General features: G+C 74.4%; 19 protein-coding genes. 16 read left to right on the top strand and 3 right to left on the bottom strand.

Annotated features, from left to right (window positions below; all coding sequences use genetic code 11):
* Positions 1 to 88: 88 nt before the first annotated feature.
* The gene (locus OG689_RS34110; protein WP_266324784.1) at positions 89 to 1,717 is read right to left on the bottom strand and encodes an FAD-dependent monooxygenase; all 1,629 of its coding nucleotides are present in this window, start codon (positions 1,715 to 1,717) and stop codon (positions 89 to 91) included.
* A 363-nt stretch (positions 1,718 to 2,080) separates the two neighbouring features.
* Here OG689_RS34110 and OG689_RS34105 point away from each other — a divergent pair, with 363 nt between their 5' ends.
* From OG689_RS34105 to OG689_RS34065, 9 genes are all read left to right on the top strand, one after another.
* Positions 2,081 to 3,244 carry a SchA/CurD-like domain-containing protein gene (locus tag OG689_RS34105; protein WP_266324782.1) on the top strand — a complete coding sequence of 388 codons (1,164 nt, stop codon included), beginning with the start codon at positions 2,081 to 2,083 and terminating at the stop codon, positions 3,242 to 3,244.
* 47 nt (positions 3,245 to 3,291) lie between these two features.
* On the top strand, positions 3,292 to 3,717 hold the full coding sequence (locus tag OG689_RS34100; RefSeq protein WP_266324781.1) for a cupin domain-containing protein: 426 nt from the start codon (positions 3,292 to 3,294) through the stop codon (positions 3,715 to 3,717).
* On the top strand, positions 3,714 to 4,970 hold the full coding sequence (locus OG689_RS34095) for a beta-ketoacyl-[acyl-carrier-protein] synthase family protein (RefSeq protein WP_266324780.1): 1,257 nt from the start codon (positions 3,714 to 3,716) through the stop codon (positions 4,968 to 4,970). Before OG689_RS34100 ends, OG689_RS34095 begins: the two co-directional genes overlap by 4 nt.
* Before the next feature lie 4 nt (positions 4,971 to 4,974).
* Complete coding sequence (locus OG689_RS34090) at positions 4,975 to 6,222, top strand: beta-ketoacyl synthase N-terminal-like domain-containing protein (protein ID WP_266324779.1); 1,248 nt, start codon at positions 4,975 to 4,977, stop codon at positions 6,220 to 6,222.
* 93 nt (positions 6,223 to 6,315) lie between these two features.
* The gene (locus OG689_RS34085; RefSeq protein WP_266324778.1) at positions 6,316 to 6,579 is read left to right on the top strand and encodes an acyl carrier protein; all 264 of its coding nucleotides are present in this window, start codon (positions 6,316 to 6,318) and stop codon (positions 6,577 to 6,579) included.
* 1 nt (position 6,580) lies between these two features.
* Positions 6,581 to 7,036, top strand: a complete 456-nt coding sequence (locus tag OG689_RS34080; RefSeq protein WP_266324777.1) for an SRPBCC family protein — start codon at positions 6,581 to 6,583, stop codon at positions 7,034 to 7,036.
* Positions 7,033 to 7,374: a TcmI family type II polyketide cyclase gene (locus OG689_RS34075; protein WP_266324776.1), complete on the top strand. Its 342-nt coding sequence runs from the start codon at positions 7,033 to 7,035 to the stop codon at positions 7,372 to 7,374. Before OG689_RS34080 ends, OG689_RS34075 begins: the two co-directional genes overlap by 4 nt.
* A gap of 438 nt (positions 7,375 to 7,812) precedes the next feature.
* On the top strand, positions 7,813 to 8,178 hold the full coding sequence (locus OG689_RS34070) for a hypothetical protein (RefSeq protein ID WP_266324775.1): 366 nt from the start codon (positions 7,813 to 7,815) through the stop codon (positions 8,176 to 8,178).
* A gap of 277 nt (positions 8,179 to 8,455) precedes the next feature.
* On the top strand, positions 8,456 to 9,142 hold the full coding sequence (locus OG689_RS34065) for a class F sortase (RefSeq protein ID WP_266324774.1): 687 nt from the start codon (positions 8,456 to 8,458) through the stop codon (positions 9,140 to 9,142).
* Between the two features lie 103 nt (positions 9,143 to 9,245).
* On the opposite strand, the gene OG689_RS34060 is transcribed toward OG689_RS34065, so the two are convergent.
* On the bottom strand, positions 9,246 to 10,277 hold the full coding sequence (locus tag OG689_RS34060; RefSeq protein WP_266324773.1) for a methyltransferase: 1,032 nt from the start codon (positions 10,275 to 10,277) through the stop codon (positions 9,246 to 9,248).
* Positions 10,278 to 10,338: 61 nt separating this feature from the next.
* A complete protein-coding gene (locus tag OG689_RS34055; RefSeq protein WP_266324772.1) occupies positions 10,339 to 11,400 on the bottom strand; it encodes a right-handed parallel beta-helix repeat-containing protein in 1,062 nt (353 codons plus the stop codon).
* Positions 11,401 to 11,849: 449 nt separating this feature from the next.
* Between OG689_RS34055 and OG689_RS34050 the strand changes: the two genes are divergently transcribed.
* The 7 genes from OG689_RS34050 (at position 11,850) to OG689_RS34020 (ending at position 20,123) form a co-directional block, all read left to right on the top strand.
* A complete protein-coding gene (locus OG689_RS34050; RefSeq protein ID WP_266324771.1) occupies positions 11,850 to 12,782 on the top strand; it encodes a deoxyribonuclease IV in 933 nt (310 codons plus the stop codon).
* Positions 12,783 to 12,973: 191 nt separating this feature from the next.
* Positions 12,974 to 15,073: an MMPL family transporter gene (locus OG689_RS34045; protein ID WP_266324770.1), complete on the top strand. Its 2,100-nt coding sequence runs from the start codon at positions 12,974 to 12,976 to the stop codon at positions 15,071 to 15,073.
* Positions 15,074 to 15,234: 161 nt separating this feature from the next.
* A complete protein-coding gene (sph, locus tag OG689_RS34040; RefSeq protein WP_266324769.1) occupies positions 15,235 to 16,221 on the top strand; it encodes a sphingomyelin phosphodiesterase in 987 nt (328 codons plus the stop codon).
* Positions 16,222 to 16,368: 147 nt separating this feature from the next.
* Positions 16,369 to 16,560 carry a DUF1508 domain-containing protein gene (locus OG689_RS34035; RefSeq protein WP_266324768.1) on the top strand — a complete coding sequence of 64 codons (192 nt, stop codon included), beginning with the start codon at positions 16,369 to 16,371 and terminating at the stop codon, positions 16,558 to 16,560.
* 130 nt (positions 16,561 to 16,690) lie between these two features.
* Positions 16,691 to 18,010 carry a glycosyltransferase family 1 protein gene (locus tag OG689_RS34030; RefSeq protein ID WP_266324766.1) on the top strand — a complete coding sequence of 440 codons (1,320 nt, stop codon included), beginning with the start codon at positions 16,691 to 16,693 and terminating at the stop codon, positions 18,008 to 18,010.
* Positions 18,007 to 19,197 carry a glycosyltransferase gene (locus OG689_RS34025; protein WP_266324764.1) on the top strand — a complete coding sequence of 397 codons (1,191 nt, stop codon included), beginning with the start codon at positions 18,007 to 18,009 and terminating at the stop codon, positions 19,195 to 19,197. The genes OG689_RS34030 and OG689_RS34025 overlap by 4 nt, the downstream gene beginning before the upstream one ends.
* Entirely contained in the window at positions 19,194 to 20,123 is a 930-nt protein-coding gene (locus OG689_RS34020; protein ID WP_266324762.1) for an SGNH/GDSL hydrolase family protein, read from the top strand. Before OG689_RS34025 ends, OG689_RS34020 begins: the two co-directional genes overlap by 4 nt.
* Positions 20,124 to 20,151: the final 28 nt, after the last annotated feature.

Raw genomic sequence — 20,151 nt, 5'->3', positions numbered from 1 at the left:
CGGACGGGCGGACGGACCCGCACCCGGACGGGCGGCGGCCCGGGGCCCGGCGGGTGCGGATCGGCACCCGCCGGGCCCCGGGGGCCGGTCAGCCCAGCCCGAGCACCGTCCGCAGGGCCTCGGCGACGGCGGTCTCCTGGTCGGCCGGGGCGGAGGCCGAGCGCCAGGCCACGAACCCGTCGGGGCGGATCAGCACGGCGCCGTCCGGGCCGACCCCGTGCAGCTCGGCCCAGTCGGTGCCGGGCTCGGGCGCCAGGTCGTCCTCGGCGCCGGTGCCGATCCGGTAGGCGTCCAGCGGCACCGCCAGCCGGTCGGCGGCCCGCCGGGCGGCCTCGTGCCAGGACCCGCCCTGCGCCCCGGTGAGCAGCACCATCGCCTGCTCGTAGAGGTCCAGCGAGGAGAGCCGGACGCCGGCCCGGAGCAGCCACAGGTGCGGCGCCCGGCTGCCCGGCTCGCCGGTCGGGCGGAAGCTCTCCGGCACCACCGGCTGGTCCGGGTCGCCGCCGGCCACCGCGCCGTCGGGGTAGCGGTAGCCGAGCGCCACCGCGAGCACGCCGGCCTGCCGGCCGGTGCCGGGCACCGCGTCGTACCCGGGGTGGCGGTGCTCGGCCGAGCGGGCGGAGGCCCGCTCGCCGGTGACCTGGGCGACCGGGCGGCGCTCCGTGGTGTAGGTGTCCAGCAGGCCGGGCCCGGCCCAGCCGCCGAGCACGGCCGCCAGCTTCCAGGCCAGGTTGTGGGCGTCCTGGATACCGGTGTTGGAGCCGAACGCGCCGGTCGGGGACATCTCGTGGGCCGAGTCCCCGGCGAGGAACACCCGTCCGGCGGAGTACCGGTCGGCGACCCGTTCGGCCGCGTGCCAGGGCGCCTTCCCGGTGATCTCGACCTCCAGGCCGGGAACACCGGTCGCGGTCCGGATGTGCGCCACGCAGCGCTCGTCGGTGAACGCCTCCAGCGGCTCACCGTGCTCGGGGTGCCACGGCGCATGGAAGACCCACTGCTCGTGGTTGTCCACCGGCAGCAGCGCACCGGGGCCCTGAGGGTTGGTCAGGTAGCAGGCGATGAAGTGCCGGTCGCCCACCGCCTCGGCGAGCCGCTTCGCGCGGAAGGTGATGCTGACGTTGTGGAACAGCTCGCCCTTGCCGGACTGGCCGATCCCCAGCCGCTCGCGTACCGGGCTGCGCGGCCCGTCGGCGGCGATCAGGTACTCGGCCCGGACGGTCCGCTCCTCCCCGGTCTCCCGGCTGCGCAGCAGCGCGCTCACCCCGTCGGCGTCCTGCTCGAAGGAGACCAGCTCGGTGCTGAAGCGCAGGTCGCCGCCCAGCTCGCGGGCCTGGCGCAGCAGGACGGGCTCCAGGTCGTTCTGGCTGCACAGGCACCAGGAGGAGGGGCTGAACCTGGCGAGCGCGCCGCCGGGGTCGATCTCCCGGAAGAGCCACTCCTGCTCGGTGCCGGTGAGGGTGTCGGCCTGCAGGATGCCGTGGTTCTCGGCCAGCACGGAGGCCGCCTCGCGGATGCCGGCCTCGGCGCCGGCGACCCGCAGCAGTTCCATCGTCCGGACGTTGTTGCCGCGTCCACGCGGGTGATGCGAGGTGCCCGAGTGCTTCTCGACCAGGAGGTGTCTGACACCCAGTCGGCCCAGGAAGAGCGAGGCCGACAGCCCCACCAGTGACCCGCCCACGATCAGGACCGGCACCCGGTCGTCCACCTTTGGATTCATCAATTGCTCCAGCCTGTACGGGAGATGAGCGGCCGGCGAGAGTTCGCCGACGGCCGTCGGCAGGGCCCCGGACGCGGGTGCCCCGCTCTACCGTCCCCCGCCGACGACGGGTTGTCCGCGCTCGTCGCTCGGATGGACCGCATATCTCGCGCCGCCCGTGGCCGCGCCCCACGATCGAGATCAGGCCTGGACCCCTGACCTCGGCGGCAACCCCTACCGAGGGGGACCGCCGAGGGGGAGACCGTCCCTCCCGCCGGACCGGGCCCCGCCGCCCGGACCTCCCCGGCCCGTCGCCCCCTCCCCGCACCGGCCGAGCCGATCGGCCGCCCGCCGCAGCCGCGGCCCCGACGCAGAAAGTGGATCATGACGACTCTGTCCGAACCGCAGGTGCAGCAGCACGCCGAGCTCGACGAATCCCGGCTCCGGGTGGTGCTGATGCTGGAGATCCAGGACGGCGCCCAGCAGCGCTTCCTGGACGTGTACGAGAAGCTCCGCCACAAGGTCGCCTCGGTGCCCGGGCACGTCAGCGACCAGCTCTGCCAGTCGATCGACGACCCGCGCCAGTGGCTGATCACCAGCGAGTGGAACGACCCCGACTCGTTCCTGGCCTGGGTGGACAGCCCGGCGCACCGCGAGATGGTCAAGCCGATGCACGGCTGCGTCAGCGACCGGTTCCGCTCGCTGCGCTACAACATCCTGCGCGAGACCTCGGCGAAGGGGGCCACCGGCACCCGCAAGCCCGAGGAGGTGCGGGCCGGCTCGCCCCGCGCGGCCGGCGGCCCCGGCATGCCGCAGGTCACGCCCGGGCCGGACGGTGTCACCCGGCACGCGCTGACCTTCACGGTCAAGCCCGGCAGCGAGCGCAAGGTGGCGCAGATCCTGGCCGGCTACACCTCCCCGCAGGCCGTAGTGGACGACACCACCCGGCTCCGCCGCACCTCGCTGTTCATGCACGGCAACCGGGTGGTGCGGGCCGTCGAGGTGGTCGGCGACCTCGGCGCTGCGCTGCGCCACGTGGCGATGCAGCCGGAGATCCGTGCCGTCGAGGAGGCCATCAACCCGTACCTGGAGGAGGACCGCGAGCTGGGCAACCCGGAGGCCGCCCGCGCCTTCTTCGCCCGCGCCGCACTGCCGGCCGTCCACCACACCGCCCCGGCCGCGCCGGTGCGCGGCGAGGTGGAGCGCCAGGCCGTGGTGTACCCGGTCAAGAAGGGCAACGGCCCGGCCGTCGCCAAGCTGCTGGCGGAGCAGGACGGCCTCGCGGCGGCCGACCCGGGCAACCCGGTGATCGGCAGCACGGTCTTCCAGCGCGAGGACATCGTCGTCCGCGTGGTCGACCTGCGGGCCGACGCCGGCGCGCAGCCGGCCGCGGCGCTCGGGGTCGGCGGCGAGCGCGAGGCGACCGTGCTCGGCAGCCTGCTCGACCTCGGCGCGGAGGGTGACCTGCGCAGCGCCGCCGGTGTGGCCCGGTTCCTCGCCGCCTGCGACATGGGCCTGGTGACGGACCGCCGCTCGCAGGACGCCTGACCCCCCTTCCGGGGCCCCCACCGTAGAACCCACTTGGAGGAACTGCCATGACCACGCATTACCCACGTATCGTGCACGTCGACGATGCCGCGCCCAACCGCCGGCGGGGCGGGGACATCCGCGCCATGCTCACCCCGACCGTCTCGGGTGCCACCAGCGGGTTCATGGGCCTGGCGATCATCCAGCCGGGGGACCGGATCGGTGAGCACTACCACCCGTACTCCGAGGAGTTCGTATACGTCGTTTCAGGTGACCTGGAGGTCGACCTGGACGGCGTGACGCACCCGCTCAAGCCCGACCAGGGCCTGATGATCCCGATCAACATGCGCCACCGGTTCCGCAACGTCGGCGACACCGAGGCCCGGATGGTCTTCCACTGCGGTCCGCTGGCCCCGCGTCCCGAACTCGGCCACGTCGACACCGAGGAAACCCTGGAGGCCGGCCCGCCGGAACACGCCAAGGTGGCCTCATGACCCGGCGGGTGGCGATCACCGGTATCGGCGTGGTCGCCCCCGGCGGCGTCGGCGTACCGGCCTTCTGGGACCTCCTCACCTCCGGGCGCACGGCCACCAGGGGCATCACCCTCTTCAACCCGGAGGGCTTCCGCTCCCGGATCGCCGCCGAGTGCGACTTCGACCCCGCCGAGCACGGGCTGGGGCCGGAGCAGGTCGAACGCGCCGACCGGTACGTACAGTTCGCGCTGGTCGCGACCGCCGAGGCGGTCCGCGACTCGGGCCTCGACCTGCAGGCCGAGGACCCGTGGCGGGTCGGCGTCTCGCTCGGCACCGCGGTCGGCGGCACCACCCGGCTGGAGCACGACTACGCCCTGGTGAGCGCCTCCGGCGCCCGCTGGGACGTGGACCACCAGAAGGCCGAACGGCACCTGCACCGGGCCTTCGCCCCGAGCACGCTGGCCTCCGCGGTGGCCGAGCAGACCGGCGCGATGGGGCCCGTGCAGACGGTCTCCACCGGCTGCACCTCCGGCCTGGACGCGATCGGCTACGCCTTCCACGCGGTCGAGGACGGGCGCGCCGACATCTGCATCGCCGGCGCCTCGGACTCGCCCATCTCGCCGATCACCGTCGCCTGCTTCGACGCCATCAAGGCCACCTCGGAGCGCAACGACGACCCGGCGCACGCCTCCCGCCCCTTCGACGCCCACCGGGACGGCTTCGTGCTCGGCGAGGGCGGCGCCGTCCTGGTGCTGGAGGAGCTGGAGCACGCCCGCCGGCGCGGCGCCCGGATCTACGGCGAGCTCGGCGGGTTCGCGACCTTCGGCAACGCGTACCACATGACCGGGCTCACCCAGGAGGGCCTGGAGATGTCGCACGCGATCGACGAGGCCCTCGCCCACGCCCGGGTCGAGCGCACCGACGTCGACTACGTCAACGCGCACGGCTCGGGCACCAAGCAGAACGACCGGCACGAGACGGCGGCGGTGAAGCGCTCGCTCGGCGAGCACGCCTACCGCACGCCGATGAGCTCGATCAAGTCGATGGTCGGCCACTCGCTCGGCGCGATCGGGGCGATCGAGGTCGTCGCCTGCACCCTCGCGCTGGCCCACGGCGTGGTGCCGCCGACAGCCAACTACGAGACGCCGGACCCGGAGTGCGACCTCGACTACGTGCCGCGCACCGCGCGCGAGCTGCCGCTGCGCAACATCCTGTCGGTCGGCAGCGGGTTCGGCGGGTTCCAGTCCGCCGTAGTGCTGAGCAGGACGGGGTGAGAATATGACGGCACGTCAGCAGGAGCGCCGGGCGGTGATCACCGGCCTCGGTGTGGTGGCCCCCAGCGGCGTCGGCGCCGACGCCTTCTGGAAGGCCACCCGGCAGGGTGCCAGCGTCGTGGACCGGATCTCCCGCGAGGGCTGCGGGCACCTCCCGCTCCGGGTCGCCGGCGAGGTCCGCGACTTCGACGCGAACATCGCGATCGACGGCCGCTTCCTCGTCCAGACCGACCGCTTCACCCACTACGCGATGGCCGCGGCCGACCTCGCGGTGGCCGACGCCGGGTTCACCCCCGACGAGAACTCGCCGTTCGGCGTGGGCGTGGTCACCGCGGCCGGCTCCGGCGGCGGTGAGTTCGGACAGCGCGAACTGCAGCAACTCTGGGGCGAGGGGCCGAGGTTCGTCGGCCCCTACCAGTCGATCGCCTGGTTCTACGCAGCCAGCACCGGCCAGATCTCGATCCGCGGCGGGTTCCGCGGGCCCTGCGGCGTCGTCGCCAGCGACGAGGCCGGCGGGCTGGACGCGCTCGCGCACGCCGCCCGAGCCGTGCGGCGCGGCACGGACGCGGTGGTGGTCGGCGCCGCCGAGGCACCGCTCGCCCCCTACTCGATGGTCTGCCAGCTCGGCTACCCCGAGCTCAGCCTCGGCGAGGACCCGACGCGGGCCTATCTGCCGTTCTCGCCCGAGGCCTGCGGCTTCGTCCCCGCCGAGGGCGGGGCGATGCTGATGGTCGAGGACGAGTCCGCGGCCCTGCGCCGCGGGGCCAAGGTCCGGGCCGTGCTGGCCGGCCACGGCGCCACCTTCACCGGCGCCTCCCGCTGGGAGGAGTCCCGCGAGGGGCTGGTGCGGGCCATCCGCACCGCCCTCGACGAGGCGCGCTGCTCGCCCGAGGAGGTCGACGTGGTCTTCGCCGACGCCCTCGGCGTCCCGGCGGCCGACCGCGCCGAGGCCCTCGCCCTGGCCGACGCGCTCGGCACCTACGCCGAACGCGTGCCCGTCACGGCCCCCAAGGCCGGCATCGGCCGCGCCTACTGCGGCGCGCCGCCGCTGGACGTGGCGGCCGCCGTACTGGCCATGGAGGACGGCATCCTGCCGCCCACCCCCAACGTCACCGAGGTCTGCCACGACCTCGCCCTGGTGACCGGCCACGCCCGGCCGGCCGAGTTGCGGACCGCGCTCGTGCTGAGCCGCGGGCTGATGGGCTCGAACGCCGCCCTGGTGCTGCGCCGCGGCGACGGCGAGCGGCGCTGAACCGGCCGCCCGACCGGCCGGCCCCGCAGCAGTCCGGCGGCGCCGGCCCGGCACCAACTGCCATACACCGATTGTGAGCAGGAGAACCGACTCATGAGCAATGCCCTCACCCACACCGAACTCGCCTCACTGATCAAGAACCGGGCCGGCATCACCGTCGACCCCCAGGACATGGAGATGCGCCCCGAAGCGACTTTCGAGGAATTCGGCATCGACTCCCTCGGCCTGCTCGGCATCGTCGGTGAGCTGGAGAACCGCCACGCCACCCGGATCACCGCCGGGGCCGAGATGTCCCGCACCCCCGCCGAGTTCATCGACGTCGTCAACTCCTCCCTCGCCGCGAAGGCTGGTGCCTGAGATGCCCGGACACACGGACAACGAGATCGTCATCGCCGCCCCCGTCGACCTGGTCTGGGAGATCACCAACGACCTGGAGAACTGGCCGCAGCTGTTCAGCGAGTACGCCTCGGTCGAGGTGCTGAACCGTGAGGGCGAGAGCACGACCTTCCGCCTCACCATGCACCCCGACGAGAACGGCCAGATCTGGAGCTGGGTCTCCGAGCGCACCACCGACCGGCCCTCGCTCGCCGTGAAGGCCCGCCGGATCGAGCCCGGGCCGTTCGAGTTCATGGACATCCGCTGGGAGTACGCCGAGGACCCGGGCGGCACCCGGATGCGCTGGATCCAGGACTTCGCGATGAAGCCGACCGCGCCGGTCGACGACAACGGGATGACCAACCACATCAACCGCAACTCGCGCATCCAGATGCAGCTGATCCGCGAGAAGGTCGAGAAGCAGGCGGCCGACCTGTGAACCAGACCTACCGCACCCTGATCGTGGCCCGGATGAAGCCCGACGGCGCCGACGGCATCGCCGACGTCTTCGCCCGGTCCGACGCCGGCGAGCTGCCCGATCTGATCGGGGTCACCGGTCGCAGCCTGTTCCAGTTCGGCGACGTGTACATCCACCTGGTGGAGGCGGACCGGCCGCCCGGCCCGGCGGTCGCCCAGTACACCAAGCACCCGGCCTTCCGGGACGTCAGCGAGAAGCTGCTGCCGTACGTCCAGGCGTACGACCCGCAGACCTGGCGCGGGCCCCAGGACGCGATGGCGCGCGAGTTCTACCGCTGGGAGCGCGGCTCGGCGAACTGAGCCCCGCGGGGCCCCGCGCCCCGCGGCGCACGCCCCTTACCGCCGCCGCACGAACCGCCGAGGGCGCCGACCGGTCTCACCCGAGACCCGGTCGGCGCCCTCGGCATGTCCGGGTCCGGGCCGCGAGGACGGCGGCCCGGACCCGCGGGCACAGCCTGTCGGGCCGGCCGGGCACAACGGTTCGGGCCGGCCGGCCGCCGTCCACCGGACGGGCCGCGGCATTGGTCCGATCAGCTGACACTTATTCAGACCGTATGGCGTGGCAGCCGGGTGAAGAATCCCGATAGTCCACCCGAAGGGCCCACGCCGTAACCGTGTCGTGACATTCAGCGCTGGCAGCGGGCCCGGATCTGACTGACCGTAAAAGCGACGCCCCGTGCGATCCCCTTGCCCGACGACCTGTCGGCTGTCGCACCTCGCGCCGGAAGGACCACCCCCATGCGTTCTGCACGCACCCTGCTGACCGGAGCGGCCATCGCCGCCACCCTCACCCTGGGCGGCCCGGTCGCCGCCGCCTTCGCCGCCGACTCTCCCGACGCGGGCACGACGCTGACCTGGGAGGAGAAGCAGGCCAAGGCAGCGAGCCCGGAGGGCCAGAAGACCTGGGAGGAGAAGCAGGCCACGGGCAAGCCCGAGGCCGCCGCCGAGGAGGAGAAGGCTCCGCACGGCGGCGTGCACACCGGCGGCGGCGGCATGGCCGTCTCCGGCAACGGCGTGGCCTCCGGCGCGGTCCTGCTGCTCGGCGGCCTCGGCATCGGCGCGTACGCGCTGCGCCGCCGCAAGCCCACCGGTGCGGCGATCTGACCCGTAGCACCGCCTGTACGTCTCCCTGCCGTGGCCGCCGCTCAGCGTCGGCCACGGCAGGGCGTACGAGGGGCCCCGGCCCCGGCCGGGCGCGGGCACGGCCCACAGGTCCGCGCGGGGCGCCAGGAGTGCCCGCCGTCCCCGGACCGCCCGCCGCATGGCCACCTCGATGCTCCGAGGACCCCAGCGCGGTCCAGGCCCGGTCCAGGACTGCGGGGCGCTTCGGACGATCGAACTGCTCAGACTGCTCGACCTGCTCGGAATGCGAGGTCCCCCGATGAGTGATCAGGCCGCGGGAAAGAGCGGCGTTCCCACCCTGCTGCGCGTGGGCATGGCGGCCGCCGCCGTGGGCGCGCTGCTCATCTACAACTCGGTGGACGCGTCGCCCGTCCAGGCCCCGGCGCCGCCCGCGCCCCCGGCCGTCACCGCCGTGGCCGCGCCGCCGGCGCCCGCGCAGCCCGCCGCCCCCGTGGAGGAGGCCAAGCCCTCCCCCGCCATGGCGCGTTCGGCACCCACCAAGCTGAAGATCCCTCAGATCGCTGTGAACGCGCCGTTCACCGAACTGACCCTGGACGCCTCCGGCATGCTCAACGCGCCGGCCCCGGACAACAAGAACCTGGTCGGCTGGTACAGCGGCGGCCCCACCCCCGGCGAGCGCGGCAGCGCGGTCGTGGCGGGCCACGTGGACACCAGGACCGGCCCGGCGGTCTTCCTGCTGCTGCGGATGCTGCTGCCCGGCAACAAGGTCGAGGTGACCCGCGCGGACGGCACCGTGGCGGTCTTCTCGGTCGACTCCGTCCAGACCTTCCCCAAGGACGCCTTCCCCGACGCCAAGGTCTACGGCAACACCGGCAACGCCGAACTGCGCCTGATCACCTGCGGCGGCACCTACGACAAGAAGCGCAAGGACTACCTGGACAACGTGGTGGTCTTCGCGCACCTGGAGTCCTCGCACAAGGCCTGACCGGGCCCGCGGCCGCACCGGGTTCGACCGACGCAGCGGCCCCGGGGACGTACGAGAGAGCCGGCACCCACGGGGTGCCGGCTCTCTCGTACGTCCGGGGGGATCAGGCCGGGACGACGCTCTCGAAGGCGTGCAGGTACGGGTTGACCGGGTGGACCTCGCCCACCGCCAGGCCGGCCGCCGACATCAGGGTGACCATGCTCTGCTTGGAGTGCTTGGCGCCGCCGACGTTGAGCAGCAGCAGCAGGTCCATCGCCGTGGTGAACCGCATCGAGGGGCTGTCGTCGACCAGGTTCTCCACCACCACGACCCGGGCGCCGGGGGCGGCCGCCGCGACCACGTTCGCCAGCGTGCGGCGGGTGCTCTCGTCGTCCCATTCCAGGATGTTCTTGATGATGTAGAGGTCGGCCTTGACCGGGATGTCCTCCCGGCAGTCCCCGGGCACCAGCCGGGCCCGGGAGGCCAGCGCGCCGCCGTCGCGCAGCCGGGGATCGGCGTTGGCGACCACCTTGGGGAGGTCCATCAGGGTGCCGTGCAGGCCGGGGTGCTTCTCCAGCAGGCTGGCCAGCACGTGGCCCTGGCCGCCGCCGATGTCGACCACGGAGTTGACGCCGGTGAGGTCCAGGTACTCGGCGAAGTCGGCGGCGGACTGGCGGCTGGAGGTGGTCATGGCCTTGTCGAAGACCTTGGCCGACTCGCGCCCGTCGGTGTGCAGGTAGTCGAAGAACTCCTTGCCGAACACCTCCGGGAAGACGTTCTTGCCCGAGCGGACCGCCTCGTCCAGCCGCGGCCAGGCCTCCCAGGTCCACGGCTCGGTGCACCACAGCGAGATGTAGCGCAGGCTGTTCGGCGCGTCCTCGCGCAGCAGCCGGGACATCTCGGTGTGGACGAAGCGGTCCCCGTCCGTCTCGGCGAAGATGCCGTAGCAGGAGAGCGCGCGCAGCAGCCGGCGCAGCGGCTTGGGCTCGGTGTCGAGGGCCGACGCGAGGTCGTCCACGGCGGTCGGCTGCTCGCCCAGCGCGTCGGCGACGCCCAGGCGGGCGGCCGCCCGAACGGCGGCGGCGCAGGCTGCGCCGAAGACGAGTTCGCGCAGGCGCATGGCGGCCTGCGGGTCGGTGGTGGGTGCGGTGGTCATGGGGCCGTCCTTCTGATGGTCGGAGGGGAGCAGCGGCGTCGGGCAGGGGGCCGGGGGCGGATCAGCAGTGGCCGGCCGGTTCGGAGACCCCGCAGTGGTTGCGGGTGAAGACGTTGGCCGTGCCGGTGTCCCGGTCGGCGAGGTCGGCGGGGCTGTTGCCGTCCACGTGGTTGTCGCTGACCGTGATCCGGGCGTTGGGGACGCCGACGACGCTGTGGAACAGCACGATGCCGCCGGACATCGACGAGGCGCCGACGTTGTCCCGGACGGTGTTGCCCGTCACCAGGGTGTCCTCGGCGCCGGTGAGCAGGATGCCGGTGCCCTGGATCGCGTCCAGGCGGGGGTTGGGCGGGCAGTACTTGTTGTTCCCGGTGACGGTGTTGCGGCTGATGGTCAGCGCGCCGGCCCGGGGGACGCCTTCGTCGCCGACGATGAACACCCCGCCGCAGTTCCCGTTGACGATGTTGCGGTCGATGCTGAGGCTGCGGGCGCGCCGGATGGTGACGCCGATCCGGTTGCCGCTCAGCCGGTTGCGGCTGATCACGGCGCCCTCGGTGTCGATGGCGCCGCCCTCGTTGTCCACGGTGTTGGCCAGGAAGATGCCGGACTGGCCGTTGTCCATCGACTCGTTGGCGGTGAAGGTGCCCCGGACGGACTTCTCCTGGCTGATGCCCTGCTGCCCGTTGCCCAGCGCGCGGACGCCCCGGACGGTCATCCCGTCGGTCTCGCTGGCGTTGAGGCCGTTCTTGCGGAACCCGGAGACGGTGAGCAGTTCGACCCGTACGCCGGTCAGCCGGGCGCCCTCGGCGCCCTCGACGCAGATGCCGTGGCCGGCCGTGGCGCAGGCGCCGGTGTCGGCCGGGTCCGGCGTGATCACGGTGTTCGGGCCCGCCCCGCGGAGGGTCAGGCCGGAGGTGGTGACCCGCACACTCCCCTGGTAGGTGCCGGGCAGCAGCTGGACGGTGTCGCCGGGGGCGGCCGCGTCCACCGCCTGCTGGATCGACTCGCCCGGCTGGACGAGGTGGAGGTCGGAGGCGTGCGCCGGGGGTGCGGCGCCCAGGGTGATCAGGGCCGTGGCGGTGGCGGTGGCCGCCGCGAGCTGGGGGACCCGTCGCGTGGGCATGATTCGGAACCTGCTTTCCTTGCACGGTCTCTGAGGCGCGGTGCGGTGGGTGACAGCCGGTCGGACCGACGTCCGCGGGCGCTGCTCCGCCGGGGCGCGCGGGCGGCATGCGTGTCCGCCGGTTCGACGCTATGGGCGATGGTGCGGGCCCGCCACCGGGTGCGTCCGGCGGACTGACGGAGCGTCGGCCGGTTGTCGTAACGGAACGTCAGACGCACCGGCCGGGGTGCGGCGGCGGGGCGGCCGGGCCGGCTGCGCCCGGCGGCCGCGCCCGGTGGCGGCCCGGCCCGCGGGGGCGTCGTCGCGGGGCCTGGTGCCCGCCGCCCGGCGGCCGCGTGGAGTCGGTCGTGGCGCGGTCGGCCCCGCCCCGGCAAGGGCCGGCCGGCCCGCGGCTGGCCGGGGCCGGGGCCGGTGACCGGCGGCGCCGACCCGCGTGACAGGCTCTCGGCATGAACGCCGCACCACTGTCGCCCGCAGCCCGCAACCCGATCGGGGCCCACGTACCGGTCGCCGCGAAGGGCCTGGCCGGGACGGGACTGGCGTTCGCCCGGCGGGTGGGCGCCGAGGCGGTGCAGGTGTTCGTGGCGAACCCGCGCGGGTGGGCCACTCCCCCGGGTAACCCGGTGCAGGACGAGGCCTTCCGGACGGCCTGCGCCGAGGAGGGCATCGCCGCGTACGTGCACGCGCCCTACCTGATCAACTTCGGCTCGGACACCGCCGCGACCCGGGAGCACTCGGCCGAGTCGCTGCGGCACTCGCTGCTGCGCGGGCACGCGATCGGGGCGCTCGGCGTCGTCCTGCACACCGGCTCGGCGGTCGGCACCGCGGCGGACGGCGGCTCGCGGCGGGCCGAGGCGATGGCCCAGGTCCGCACGGACCTGCTGCCGCTGCTCGACGAGCTGGACGGGCTCGGCGAGGACCCGCCCTGGCTGCTGCTGGAGCCGACGGCCGGCCAGGGGCGCTCGCTCTGCTCCCGGATGGAGGACCTGGCGGAGTACCTGGACGCGCTGGACGGGCACCCGCGGGTCGGCGTCTGCCTGGACACCTGCCACGCCTTCGCCGCCGGGCACGACCTGGCCGCCGAGGGCGGGGTCGGCGCGACGCTGGACGCGCTGGTCGCCGCGGCCGGGCCGGGCCGGCTGCGGCTGATCCACGCCAACGACTCCGAGGACGAGGTCGGCGCCCGCAAGGACCGGCACGCCAACATCGGGGCCGGCCGGATCGGCGCGGCGCCGTTCCGGCAGCTCTTCGAGCACCCCGCGACCCTGGGCGTCCCGCTGGTGATCGAGACGCCGGACCGCAAGCACGGCGGCGACGGCACCGGGCACGCGGCGGACATCGCCCGGCTGAAGGAGCTGCGGGCGGCGGCCGCCGCCGGCTGACCCGGGCCCACGGGCCGACGGCTCCGGGCGGACGGGCCGACGGCTCCGGGGGACGGGCCGACGGCTCCGGGCGGGCGGGCCGACGGCTCCGGGCCGCCCCGCACGGCCCGAGCTGCCGCCCCCGACGCTCGGTGGCAGGGTGGTACGAGGGATTTTTTGCCCGCACCAGCCGCACCCGCGAGGGGGCACCGATGAGTCCGACCCGCAGACTGGCCGCGCTGCCCTGTGGACGACGCAGCAAATGGGTCGTCCTGGTGCTCTGGATCGTCCTGATCGCCGCCGCCGGTCCACTCGCCGGAAAGCTGATGAGCGCCGAGGACAACGAGGCGTCCAGCTGGCTGCCGGGCAACGCCGAGTCGACCCAGGTCCTGGTGGAGCAGCGGGCCTTCCAGCCGGTGGACACCGCCCAGGCGGTGGTGGTCTACGAGCGGACCAGCGGCATCACCGAGGCCGACCAGGCCAAGGCCGCCCAGGACGCCCAGGCCTTCGCCACCGCGCCGCACGTGCTCGGCGCCGTGACGGGGCCGCAGCTGTCCAAGGACGGGCAGGCGATGCAGACCGTGGTGCCCGTGGACATCGGCACCAACGGCTGGAACGACCTCAAACCGGCCGTCGACAGCATGCGGGCCACCGCGGCCGCCGGCAGCAACGGGATGGCCACCCACGTCACCGGCCCGGCCGGCATCGGGGCCGACCAGGCGGAGGCCTTCGCCGGGATCGACGGCACCCTGCTGTACGCCACCGTGTCCGTGGTGATCATCCTGCTGCTGCTGACCTACCGCAGTCCGGTGCTGTGGCTGTTGCCGCTGCTCTCGGCCGGCGTGTCGCTGATCGCCTCGCAGGCCCTGATCTACCTGCTCGCCGAGCACGCCGGGCTGACCGTCAACGCGCAGAGCGCGGGCATCCTGATCGTCCTGGTCCTCGGTGCGGGAACGGACTACGCACTGCTGATCACCGCCCGTTACCGGGAGGAACTGCGGCGTCACGAGGACCGGCACGAGGCGATGGCGTTCGCCCTGCACCGGGCCGGTCCGGCGATCCTGGCCAGCTCGGCCACCGTGATCGCCTCCATGCTGTGCCTGCTGGTCGCGGAGATGAACTCCACCCGGGGGCTCGGCCCGGTCTGCGCGATCGGCGTGGCGGTCGCGCTGCTGGCGATGCTGACGCTGCTGCCCGCGCTGCTGGTGATCTGCGGCCGGTGGGTGTTCTGGCCGGTCCGCCCGGCCTACGGCACGGCGGAGCCGACGAAGACGGGCAACTGGGCGCATGTCGGCGGCTGGATCGGGCAGCGGCCGCGCAAGGTCTGGGTGGGCACGGCGCTGGCGCTGGCGGCCTGCTGCGTCGGGCTGGTGTCGCTCAACGCCAACGGCCTGAGCACCGCGGGGACGTTCACCGGTACGCCCGACTCGGTGGTCGGCCAGGAGGTGCTCGTCGAGCACTTCCCCGGCGGCACCGGCGCGCCGCTCACCGTGATCAGCGCGGCCGGTCCGGCCGGCACCGTCCAGGCGGCGGCCGCGGCCACCCCGGGCGTCGCCTCGACCACGCCACCGGTGACGCACGGGGACGTGGCGGTGTTCCAGGCCACCCTGACCGACCCGCCGGACAGCCAGGCCGCCGAGGACACCGTGGACCGGGTCCGGGACGCCGTCCACGCGGTGCCGGGCGCCGACGCCAAGGTGGGCGGCAGCACCGCGGTGATCCTGGACGCCGGACGGGCCGCCACCGCCGACAACCGGACGATCATCCCGCTGGTGCTCGGCGTGGTGCTGGTGATCCTCGCCCTGCTGCTCCGGGCGGTGACCGCGCCACTGGTGCTGATCGCCACGGTGGTGCTGAGCTACGCGGCGGCGATGGGGATCAGTGCGTTCTTCTTCGCGCACGTCTTCCACTTCGAGGGCCAGGACAACGCGTTCCCGCTGTTCGTGTTCGTCTTCCTGGTGGCGCTCGGCATCGACTACAACATCTTCCTGATGACCCGGGTCCGGGAGGAGGCCGTCCATCGCGGCACCCGGGCGGGGGCGGTCGCCGGGCTGGCCGCGACCGGGGGCGTGATCACCTCGGCCGGCCTGATCCTGGCGAGCACCTTCGCCGTCCTGGGCACCCTGCCGGTGGTGGGGTTCGCCGAGATCGGCTTCGCGGTGGCGCTCGGCGTGCTGCTGGACACTCTCGTGGTGCGGTCGGTGCTGGTCACGGCACTCACCATGGACATCGACCGGCACATGTGGTGGCCGAGCCCGCTGGCCCGTCCACGCCAGGAACTGGCGGACCATCAGCGATCGAAGGTCCTCTGAACCCGGCCGCCGCGCGCTTCTTCCGATCAGGTTGGCCAGACAAGTTTCGGACGAGTTCACACAACGATCGTCCGATGTCTTGCCGGGCGTGACCCGCGGGGCGAAGACTGCCCGACAGCCCGCCGCTTGACGGGTTCAGGACACTTCTTCGCGGAGCACTGATGCCGTTCCCCACCCTCCGTCGTACCCCGCGCCTCGCCGCCGCCTGCGCGGTCGCCGCCGCCCTGATCGCCCCGCTGAGCGCCGCCCCGGCGCAGGCGGCGGCGCCCGCGCCGGTCCCCGCGCTCAACGTGCTGACGTACAACGTCTTCCTGATGAGCAAGAACCTGTACCCGAACTGGGGCCAGGACCACCGGGCGCAGGCCATCGCCTCGGCCGACTTCTTCCAGGGCCACGACGTGGTGGTGCTCCAGGAGGCCTTCGACAACGCCGCCTCCGACGCGCTGACCGCCCAGGCCTCGACGGCCTACCCGTACCACACGCCCGTGGTCGGCCGCTCGACCTCCGGCTGGGACGCCACCTCCGGCAGCTACAGCTCCACCACGCCCGAGGACGGCGGGGTCACCCTGCTCAGCAAGTGGCCGATCCTGCACAAGGAGCAGTACGTCTTCAAGGACGCGTGCGGCTCGGACTGGTGGTCGAACAAGGGCTTCGTCTACGCCGTGCTGAACGTCAACGGCCTGCGCACCCACGTGATCGGCACCCACCTGCAGTCCACCGACACCGGCTGCTCGGCCGGCCAGCCGGCCACCGTCCGGGCGGCGCAGCTGCGTGCGATGCGCTCCTTCGTCGACGGCAAGAACATCCCGGCGGCCGAGCCGGTGCTGATCGCCGGCGACCTCAACATCGACTCGCACGGCACCGAGTACCCCTCGCTGCTGACCAACGCCAACCTGGCGCCCGCCGACAGCCGCACCGGCTGGGCCAACTCCTTCGACACCGTCGACAACTCGATCGCGGCCTACCGCTACCCCGGCGAGCCGAAGGAAGACCTCGACTACGTCCTCTACCGCGCCGACCACGCCCGGCCGGCCGGCTGGCACAACGAAGTCCTGCACACGCACAGCTCGCCCTGGACGGTCAGCAGCTGGGGCACCAGCTACACCTACACCGACCTCTCCGACCACTACCCGCTCAGCGCCGGCTGACCGGCCGGGGCACCTCTCGGCGGGCGGCGCCCGCCGCACCGGCGACCGCAGCCGTCCGGGCACCCGTCCGACCGAACCCGGGATGCGGCGCACCGGAGCCCGGCCTAGGTTTCGCTGGGGGGCTACCGACGAGAGGTGAACACTCCCATGGCAGGAAAGTTCGAGGTCTACACCGACGAGAGCGGCATGCACCGGTTCCGGCTCAAGGCGAGCAACGGATCGGTCGTCGTGACGGGTGAGGCGTACGAGACGCGGGACGACTGCATGAAGAGCATCGAGTCGATCCGCAAGCTCGCGCCGTACGCGGAGCTCAAGGAAGGCGCCGCCAGCTCGGCCTGACCCCGCGCCCACCCGGGCCGGCCACCGTACGCGGTGGCCGGCCCGGGTGTTTCACGTTCGCCGACATGCGTTCGTCTGTTCGACATATCCCTTTGGCCGCCCGCACGCCGGGCGCGGAGAGAACGATGGCATGCGTGTCGCCATCGTCACCGAATCCTTCCCGCCCGAGGTCAACGGCGTTGCCCACAGCGTGCTGCGGACGGCCGAACACCTTGTCCGGCGCGGCCACCAACCCCTGGTCATCACTCCGGCCCCGGCCCGTGGCGCGCACTGCCCGCCACACTCCTTCGGCCCGGACGCCACCCCCATCCCCGTCGTCCGGATCCCCTCCCTCCCGCTGCCCGGATACCCGCAGGTGCGGATCGCGCTGCCCAGCCGGCAGCTCGCCGCCGCGATCTCCGGGCACCGGCCCGACCTCGTCCACCTGGCCGGCCCCTTCGTGCTCGGGGCGCGCGGCATGGAGGTGGCCACCTCGCTCGGACTGCCGGCCGTCGCCGTCTACCAGACCGACCTCGCCGGGTACGCGCACGCCTACCGGGCCGGCCGCGGGCTCGGCGAGGCGGCCGCCTGGCACCGGATCAGGACGATCCACCGGGCCGCCACCCGCACCCTGGCGCCGTCCACCCCCGCCGCCCAGGACCTCACCGCGCACGGCGTGCCCCGGGTGCAGCTCTGGCCGCGCGGCGTCGACTCGGTGCGCTTCCACCCCCGGCACCGGGACGAGACCCTGCACCGGGCACTGGCCCCCGGCGGGGAGGTGCTCGTCGGGTACGTCGGGCGGCTCGCGCCCGAGAAGCGGGTGGACCTGCTGGCCGGCGCATCCGCGCTGCCGGGCGTGCGGGTGGTGGTGATCGGCGACGGCCCGTCCGGCCCGGCGCTGCGCGCCGCCATGCCGGGTGCGGTGTTCCTGGGCCGCAAGACCGGCGCCGAGCTGGCCCGTTGCTTCGCCAGCCTCGACCTGTTCGTGCACACCGGCCCGCTGGAGACCTTCTGCCAGACCATCCAGGAGGCGATGGCCAGCGGCCTCCCGGTGGTCGGCCCGGCCGCCGGCGGTCCGCTGGACCTGGTCGGGCACCACCGCACCGGGCTGCTGGTCCCGCCCCGGGACGGCCGGGCCGTCACGGCCGCGGTGGCCGCGCTGGCCGCCGACCCGGAGCTGCGCGCCGCGTACGGGCGGGCCGGGCGGGCCGACGTGACGGCGCGCACCTGGGAGTCGGTCGGGGACCTGCTGCTCCGGCACTACGAGGAGGTGCTCGCCGAGCACCGCGGCGCGAGCGGGAGCACGGGCGGCGGCCTGGGCACGGGCTTGGACACGGGCCTGGGCGTGGGCACGGTCGACGTCGGATCCGCGCCCGTCCCGGCCGCCGGGTTGCCGGACCGGCCGTCCGCGGTGGTGGGCGAGGACGCGGCCGCCCCGGTGCCCGTGGTCGTCGAGGGGCAGCCGGCATGAACGCCCCGCTGCGGATCGTCCGGCTGGCCAACTTCGTCACGCCGGTCTCCGGCGGCCTGCGCACCGCACTGCGCCACCTCGGCGCCGGCTACCTGGCCGCCGGCCACGAGCCGGTGCTGATCGTGCCCGGCCCCCGGCGGCGGGAGGAACACACCGGGCAGGGCCTGGTGATCACCCTGCCCGGCCCGGTCCTCCCCGGCAGCGGCGGGTACCGGGTGCTGACCGACCGACGGGCCGTCACCCGGGCCCTGGAGTCACTGGCGCCCGACCGGCTGGAGGTGTCGGACCGCACCACGCTGCGCTGGACCGGCGCCTGGGCGCGGCGCGCCGGGATCCGCTCGGCGATGGTCTCGCACGAGAGCGCGACCGGTCTGCTGGGGACGTGGGGCCTCCCGGCGCCGGTCGCGCGGACCCTCGCCGACCGGCTCAACTCCCGTACGGTGCGGGGCTACGACACGGTGATCTGCACCACCGACTGGGCGGCGGGCGAGTTCCGCCGGATCGGCGCCGCCCGGGTGGTCCGGGCGCCGCTGGGGGTGGACCTGGCCCGGCTCCGCCCGGACCGCTTCACCCTGTCGCGGGAGCAGACCAGGGCCCGGTACGCCGGGCGCGGACAGGTTCTGCTGGTGCTCTGCTCCCGGCTGTCGGCGGAGAAGCGGCCGGAGCGCGCCCTGGACGCGCTGGCGGAGCTGCGGCGGCGCGGCACGCCCGCCGTGCTGACGGTGGCCGGCACCGGACCGCTGCTGCCGCGGCTGGCCGCACGCGCCCGCAAGCAGCGGCTGCCGGTGCGCTTCCTCGGGCACCTCGACGGGCGGGAGGCCGTCGCGGAGCTGCTGGCCTGTGCCGATGTGGTGCTCGCCCCCGGCCCGGTGGAGACCTTCGGGCTGGCCGCGCTGGAGGCCCTCGCCTGCGGGACCCCGGTCGCGGTGAGCCGGCACTCGGCGCTGCCCTCGATCGTCGGCCCGGCGGGCACCTTCGCCGACGACACCGGCACGGCTTTCGCGGACGCCGTCCGGGAGTTGCTCGACCGGCCGGAGCAGGAACGGCGGGCCGTCGCCCGGGCCGTGGCCGAGGAGTACGGCTGGCCGGCCGCCGTCGCCGGGTTCCTGGCCGCGCACGGCACCGGCACGGTCGGGGCGGCGCCCGCCGGCGGGACGGCGGTCGGGGTCCCGGGGGGAACGCGATGAACCCCGGCGGGGCGGCCGCCGTGCGGGAGCCGGAGCCGCGGGGGCCGGGCCTGACGGTGGTACCGCCGGGGCCCGTCCCGGCCGCGGCGCCGCAGACCGCGCCGCTGCGGTTCGCCGCCCTCGGGGACTCCCTCACCGAGGGCGTCGGCGACCCGGTCCCGGGCGGCTGGCGGGGCTGGGCCGCCCTGCTGGCGGGCGCGCTCAGCGAGGACGCGGCCGGCGTCGACTTCCACAACCTGGCCCGCAGCGGCGCGCTCAGCCACGACCTGACGGCGGCGCAGCTGCCCGCCGCGCTGGCGCTGCGCCCGCGGCTGGCCGCCGTCGTGGTCGGCGGGAACGACACCCTGCGGAGCGGTTTCGACATCCGGCACACCGCCCGGGAGCTGGACACCGCGCTGGGCGCCCTGGCCGGGGAGGGTACGCAGCTGCTGACCGCCTGCCTGCCCGATCCGGGGCTGCTGCTGCGACTGCCGGGGCCGCTGGCCCGCCCGCTGGCTCGGCGGATGCGGGCGGTGAACACCGTGGTGCACGCGCTGTCGCTACGCCACCGGACCGTTCACCTGCACCTCACCGAGCTGCCCTGGACGGCCGACCGCGACCTGCTCAGCGTGGACCGCCTGCACCCGAGCGCGACCGGCCACCACCTGATCGCGCGCGGCTTCCACGCCCGGCTCGCCGAGGCCGGCCACCGGCTCGGTCCGGCGCCGGCCGCCGCGCCCGCCGCAGCCGGGCCGGGCCGGGCGGCGGACCTCTGGTGGATGGCCACCCGGGGCACCAGCTGGGTCGCCGAGCGCAGCACCGATCTGCTTCCCGGACTGGTCGCCCTGGCCGTCACCGAGGCACGGGGGCGGCTGCGGGGCGCGACGGCGAGGCTGGACGAGCAGATGGCCGGGGCGGCCTCGGCGGCGCTGGCGGGACTGCCGTAGCGGGCGGGTGGAGGGTCCGTCCAGGGGC

Origin of the sequence: Kitasatospora sp. NBC_00240 (assembly GCF_026342405.1) — a bacterium.
Taxonomy (GTDB): Bacteria; Actinomycetota; Actinomycetes; order Streptomycetales; family Streptomycetaceae; genus Kitasatospora.
The sequence above is the reverse complement of the archived record's forward strand: the minus strand, read 5'-3'. Positions and strand labels throughout refer to the sequence as shown.

Excerpts from the sequence above, each read along its gene's own strand:
- OG689_RS34110 (WP_266324784.1), bottom strand. The coding sequence starts at position 1,717 with ATGAATCCAAAGGTGGACGACCGGGTGCCGGTCCTGATCGTGGGCGGG.
- OG689_RS34105 (WP_266324782.1), top strand. The coding sequence starts at position 2,081 with ATGACGACTCTGTCCGAACCGCAGGTGCAGCAGCACGCCGAGCTCGAC.
- OG689_RS34100 (WP_266324781.1), top strand. The coding sequence starts at position 3,292 with ATGACCACGCATTACCCACGTATCGTGCACGTCGACGATGCCGCGCCC.
- OG689_RS34095 (WP_266324780.1), top strand. The coding sequence starts at position 3,714 with ATGACCCGGCGGGTGGCGATCACCGGTATCGGCGTGGTCGCCCCCGGC.
- OG689_RS34090 (WP_266324779.1), top strand. The coding sequence starts at position 4,975 with ATGACGGCACGTCAGCAGGAGCGCCGGGCGGTGATCACCGGCCTCGGT.
- OG689_RS34085 (WP_266324778.1), top strand. The coding sequence starts at position 6,316 with ATGAGCAATGCCCTCACCCACACCGAACTCGCCTCACTGATCAAGAAC.
- OG689_RS34080 (WP_266324777.1), top strand. The coding sequence starts at position 6,581 with ATGCCCGGACACACGGACAACGAGATCGTCATCGCCGCCCCCGTCGAC.
- OG689_RS34070 (WP_266324775.1), top strand. The coding sequence starts at position 7,813 with ATGCGTTCTGCACGCACCCTGCTGACCGGAGCGGCCATCGCCGCCACC.
- OG689_RS34065 (WP_266324774.1), top strand. The coding sequence starts at position 8,456 with ATGAGTGATCAGGCCGCGGGAAAGAGCGGCGTTCCCACCCTGCTGCGC.
- OG689_RS34060 (WP_266324773.1), bottom strand. The coding sequence starts at position 10,277 with ATGACCACCGCACCCACCACCGACCCGCAGGCCGCCATGCGCCTGCGC.
- OG689_RS34055 (WP_266324772.1), bottom strand. The coding sequence starts at position 11,400 with ATGCCCACGCGACGGGTCCCCCAGCTCGCGGCGGCCACCGCCACCGCC.
- OG689_RS34050 (WP_266324771.1), top strand. The coding sequence starts at position 11,850 with ATGAACGCCGCACCACTGTCGCCCGCAGCCCGCAACCCGATCGGGGCC.
- OG689_RS34045 (WP_266324770.1), top strand. The coding sequence starts at position 12,974 with ATGAGTCCGACCCGCAGACTGGCCGCGCTGCCCTGTGGACGACGCAGC.
- sph (WP_266324769.1), top strand. The coding sequence starts at position 15,235 with ATGCCGTTCCCCACCCTCCGTCGTACCCCGCGCCTCGCCGCCGCCTGC.
- OG689_RS34035 (WP_266324768.1), top strand. The coding sequence starts at position 16,369 with ATGGCAGGAAAGTTCGAGGTCTACACCGACGAGAGCGGCATGCACCGG.
- OG689_RS34030 (WP_266324766.1), top strand. The coding sequence starts at position 16,691 with ATGCGTGTCGCCATCGTCACCGAATCCTTCCCGCCCGAGGTCAACGGC.
- OG689_RS34025 (WP_266324764.1), top strand. The coding sequence starts at position 18,007 with ATGAACGCCCCGCTGCGGATCGTCCGGCTGGCCAACTTCGTCACGCCG.
- OG689_RS34020 (WP_266324762.1), top strand. The coding sequence starts at position 19,194 with ATGAACCCCGGCGGGGCGGCCGCCGTGCGGGAGCCGGAGCCGCGGGGG.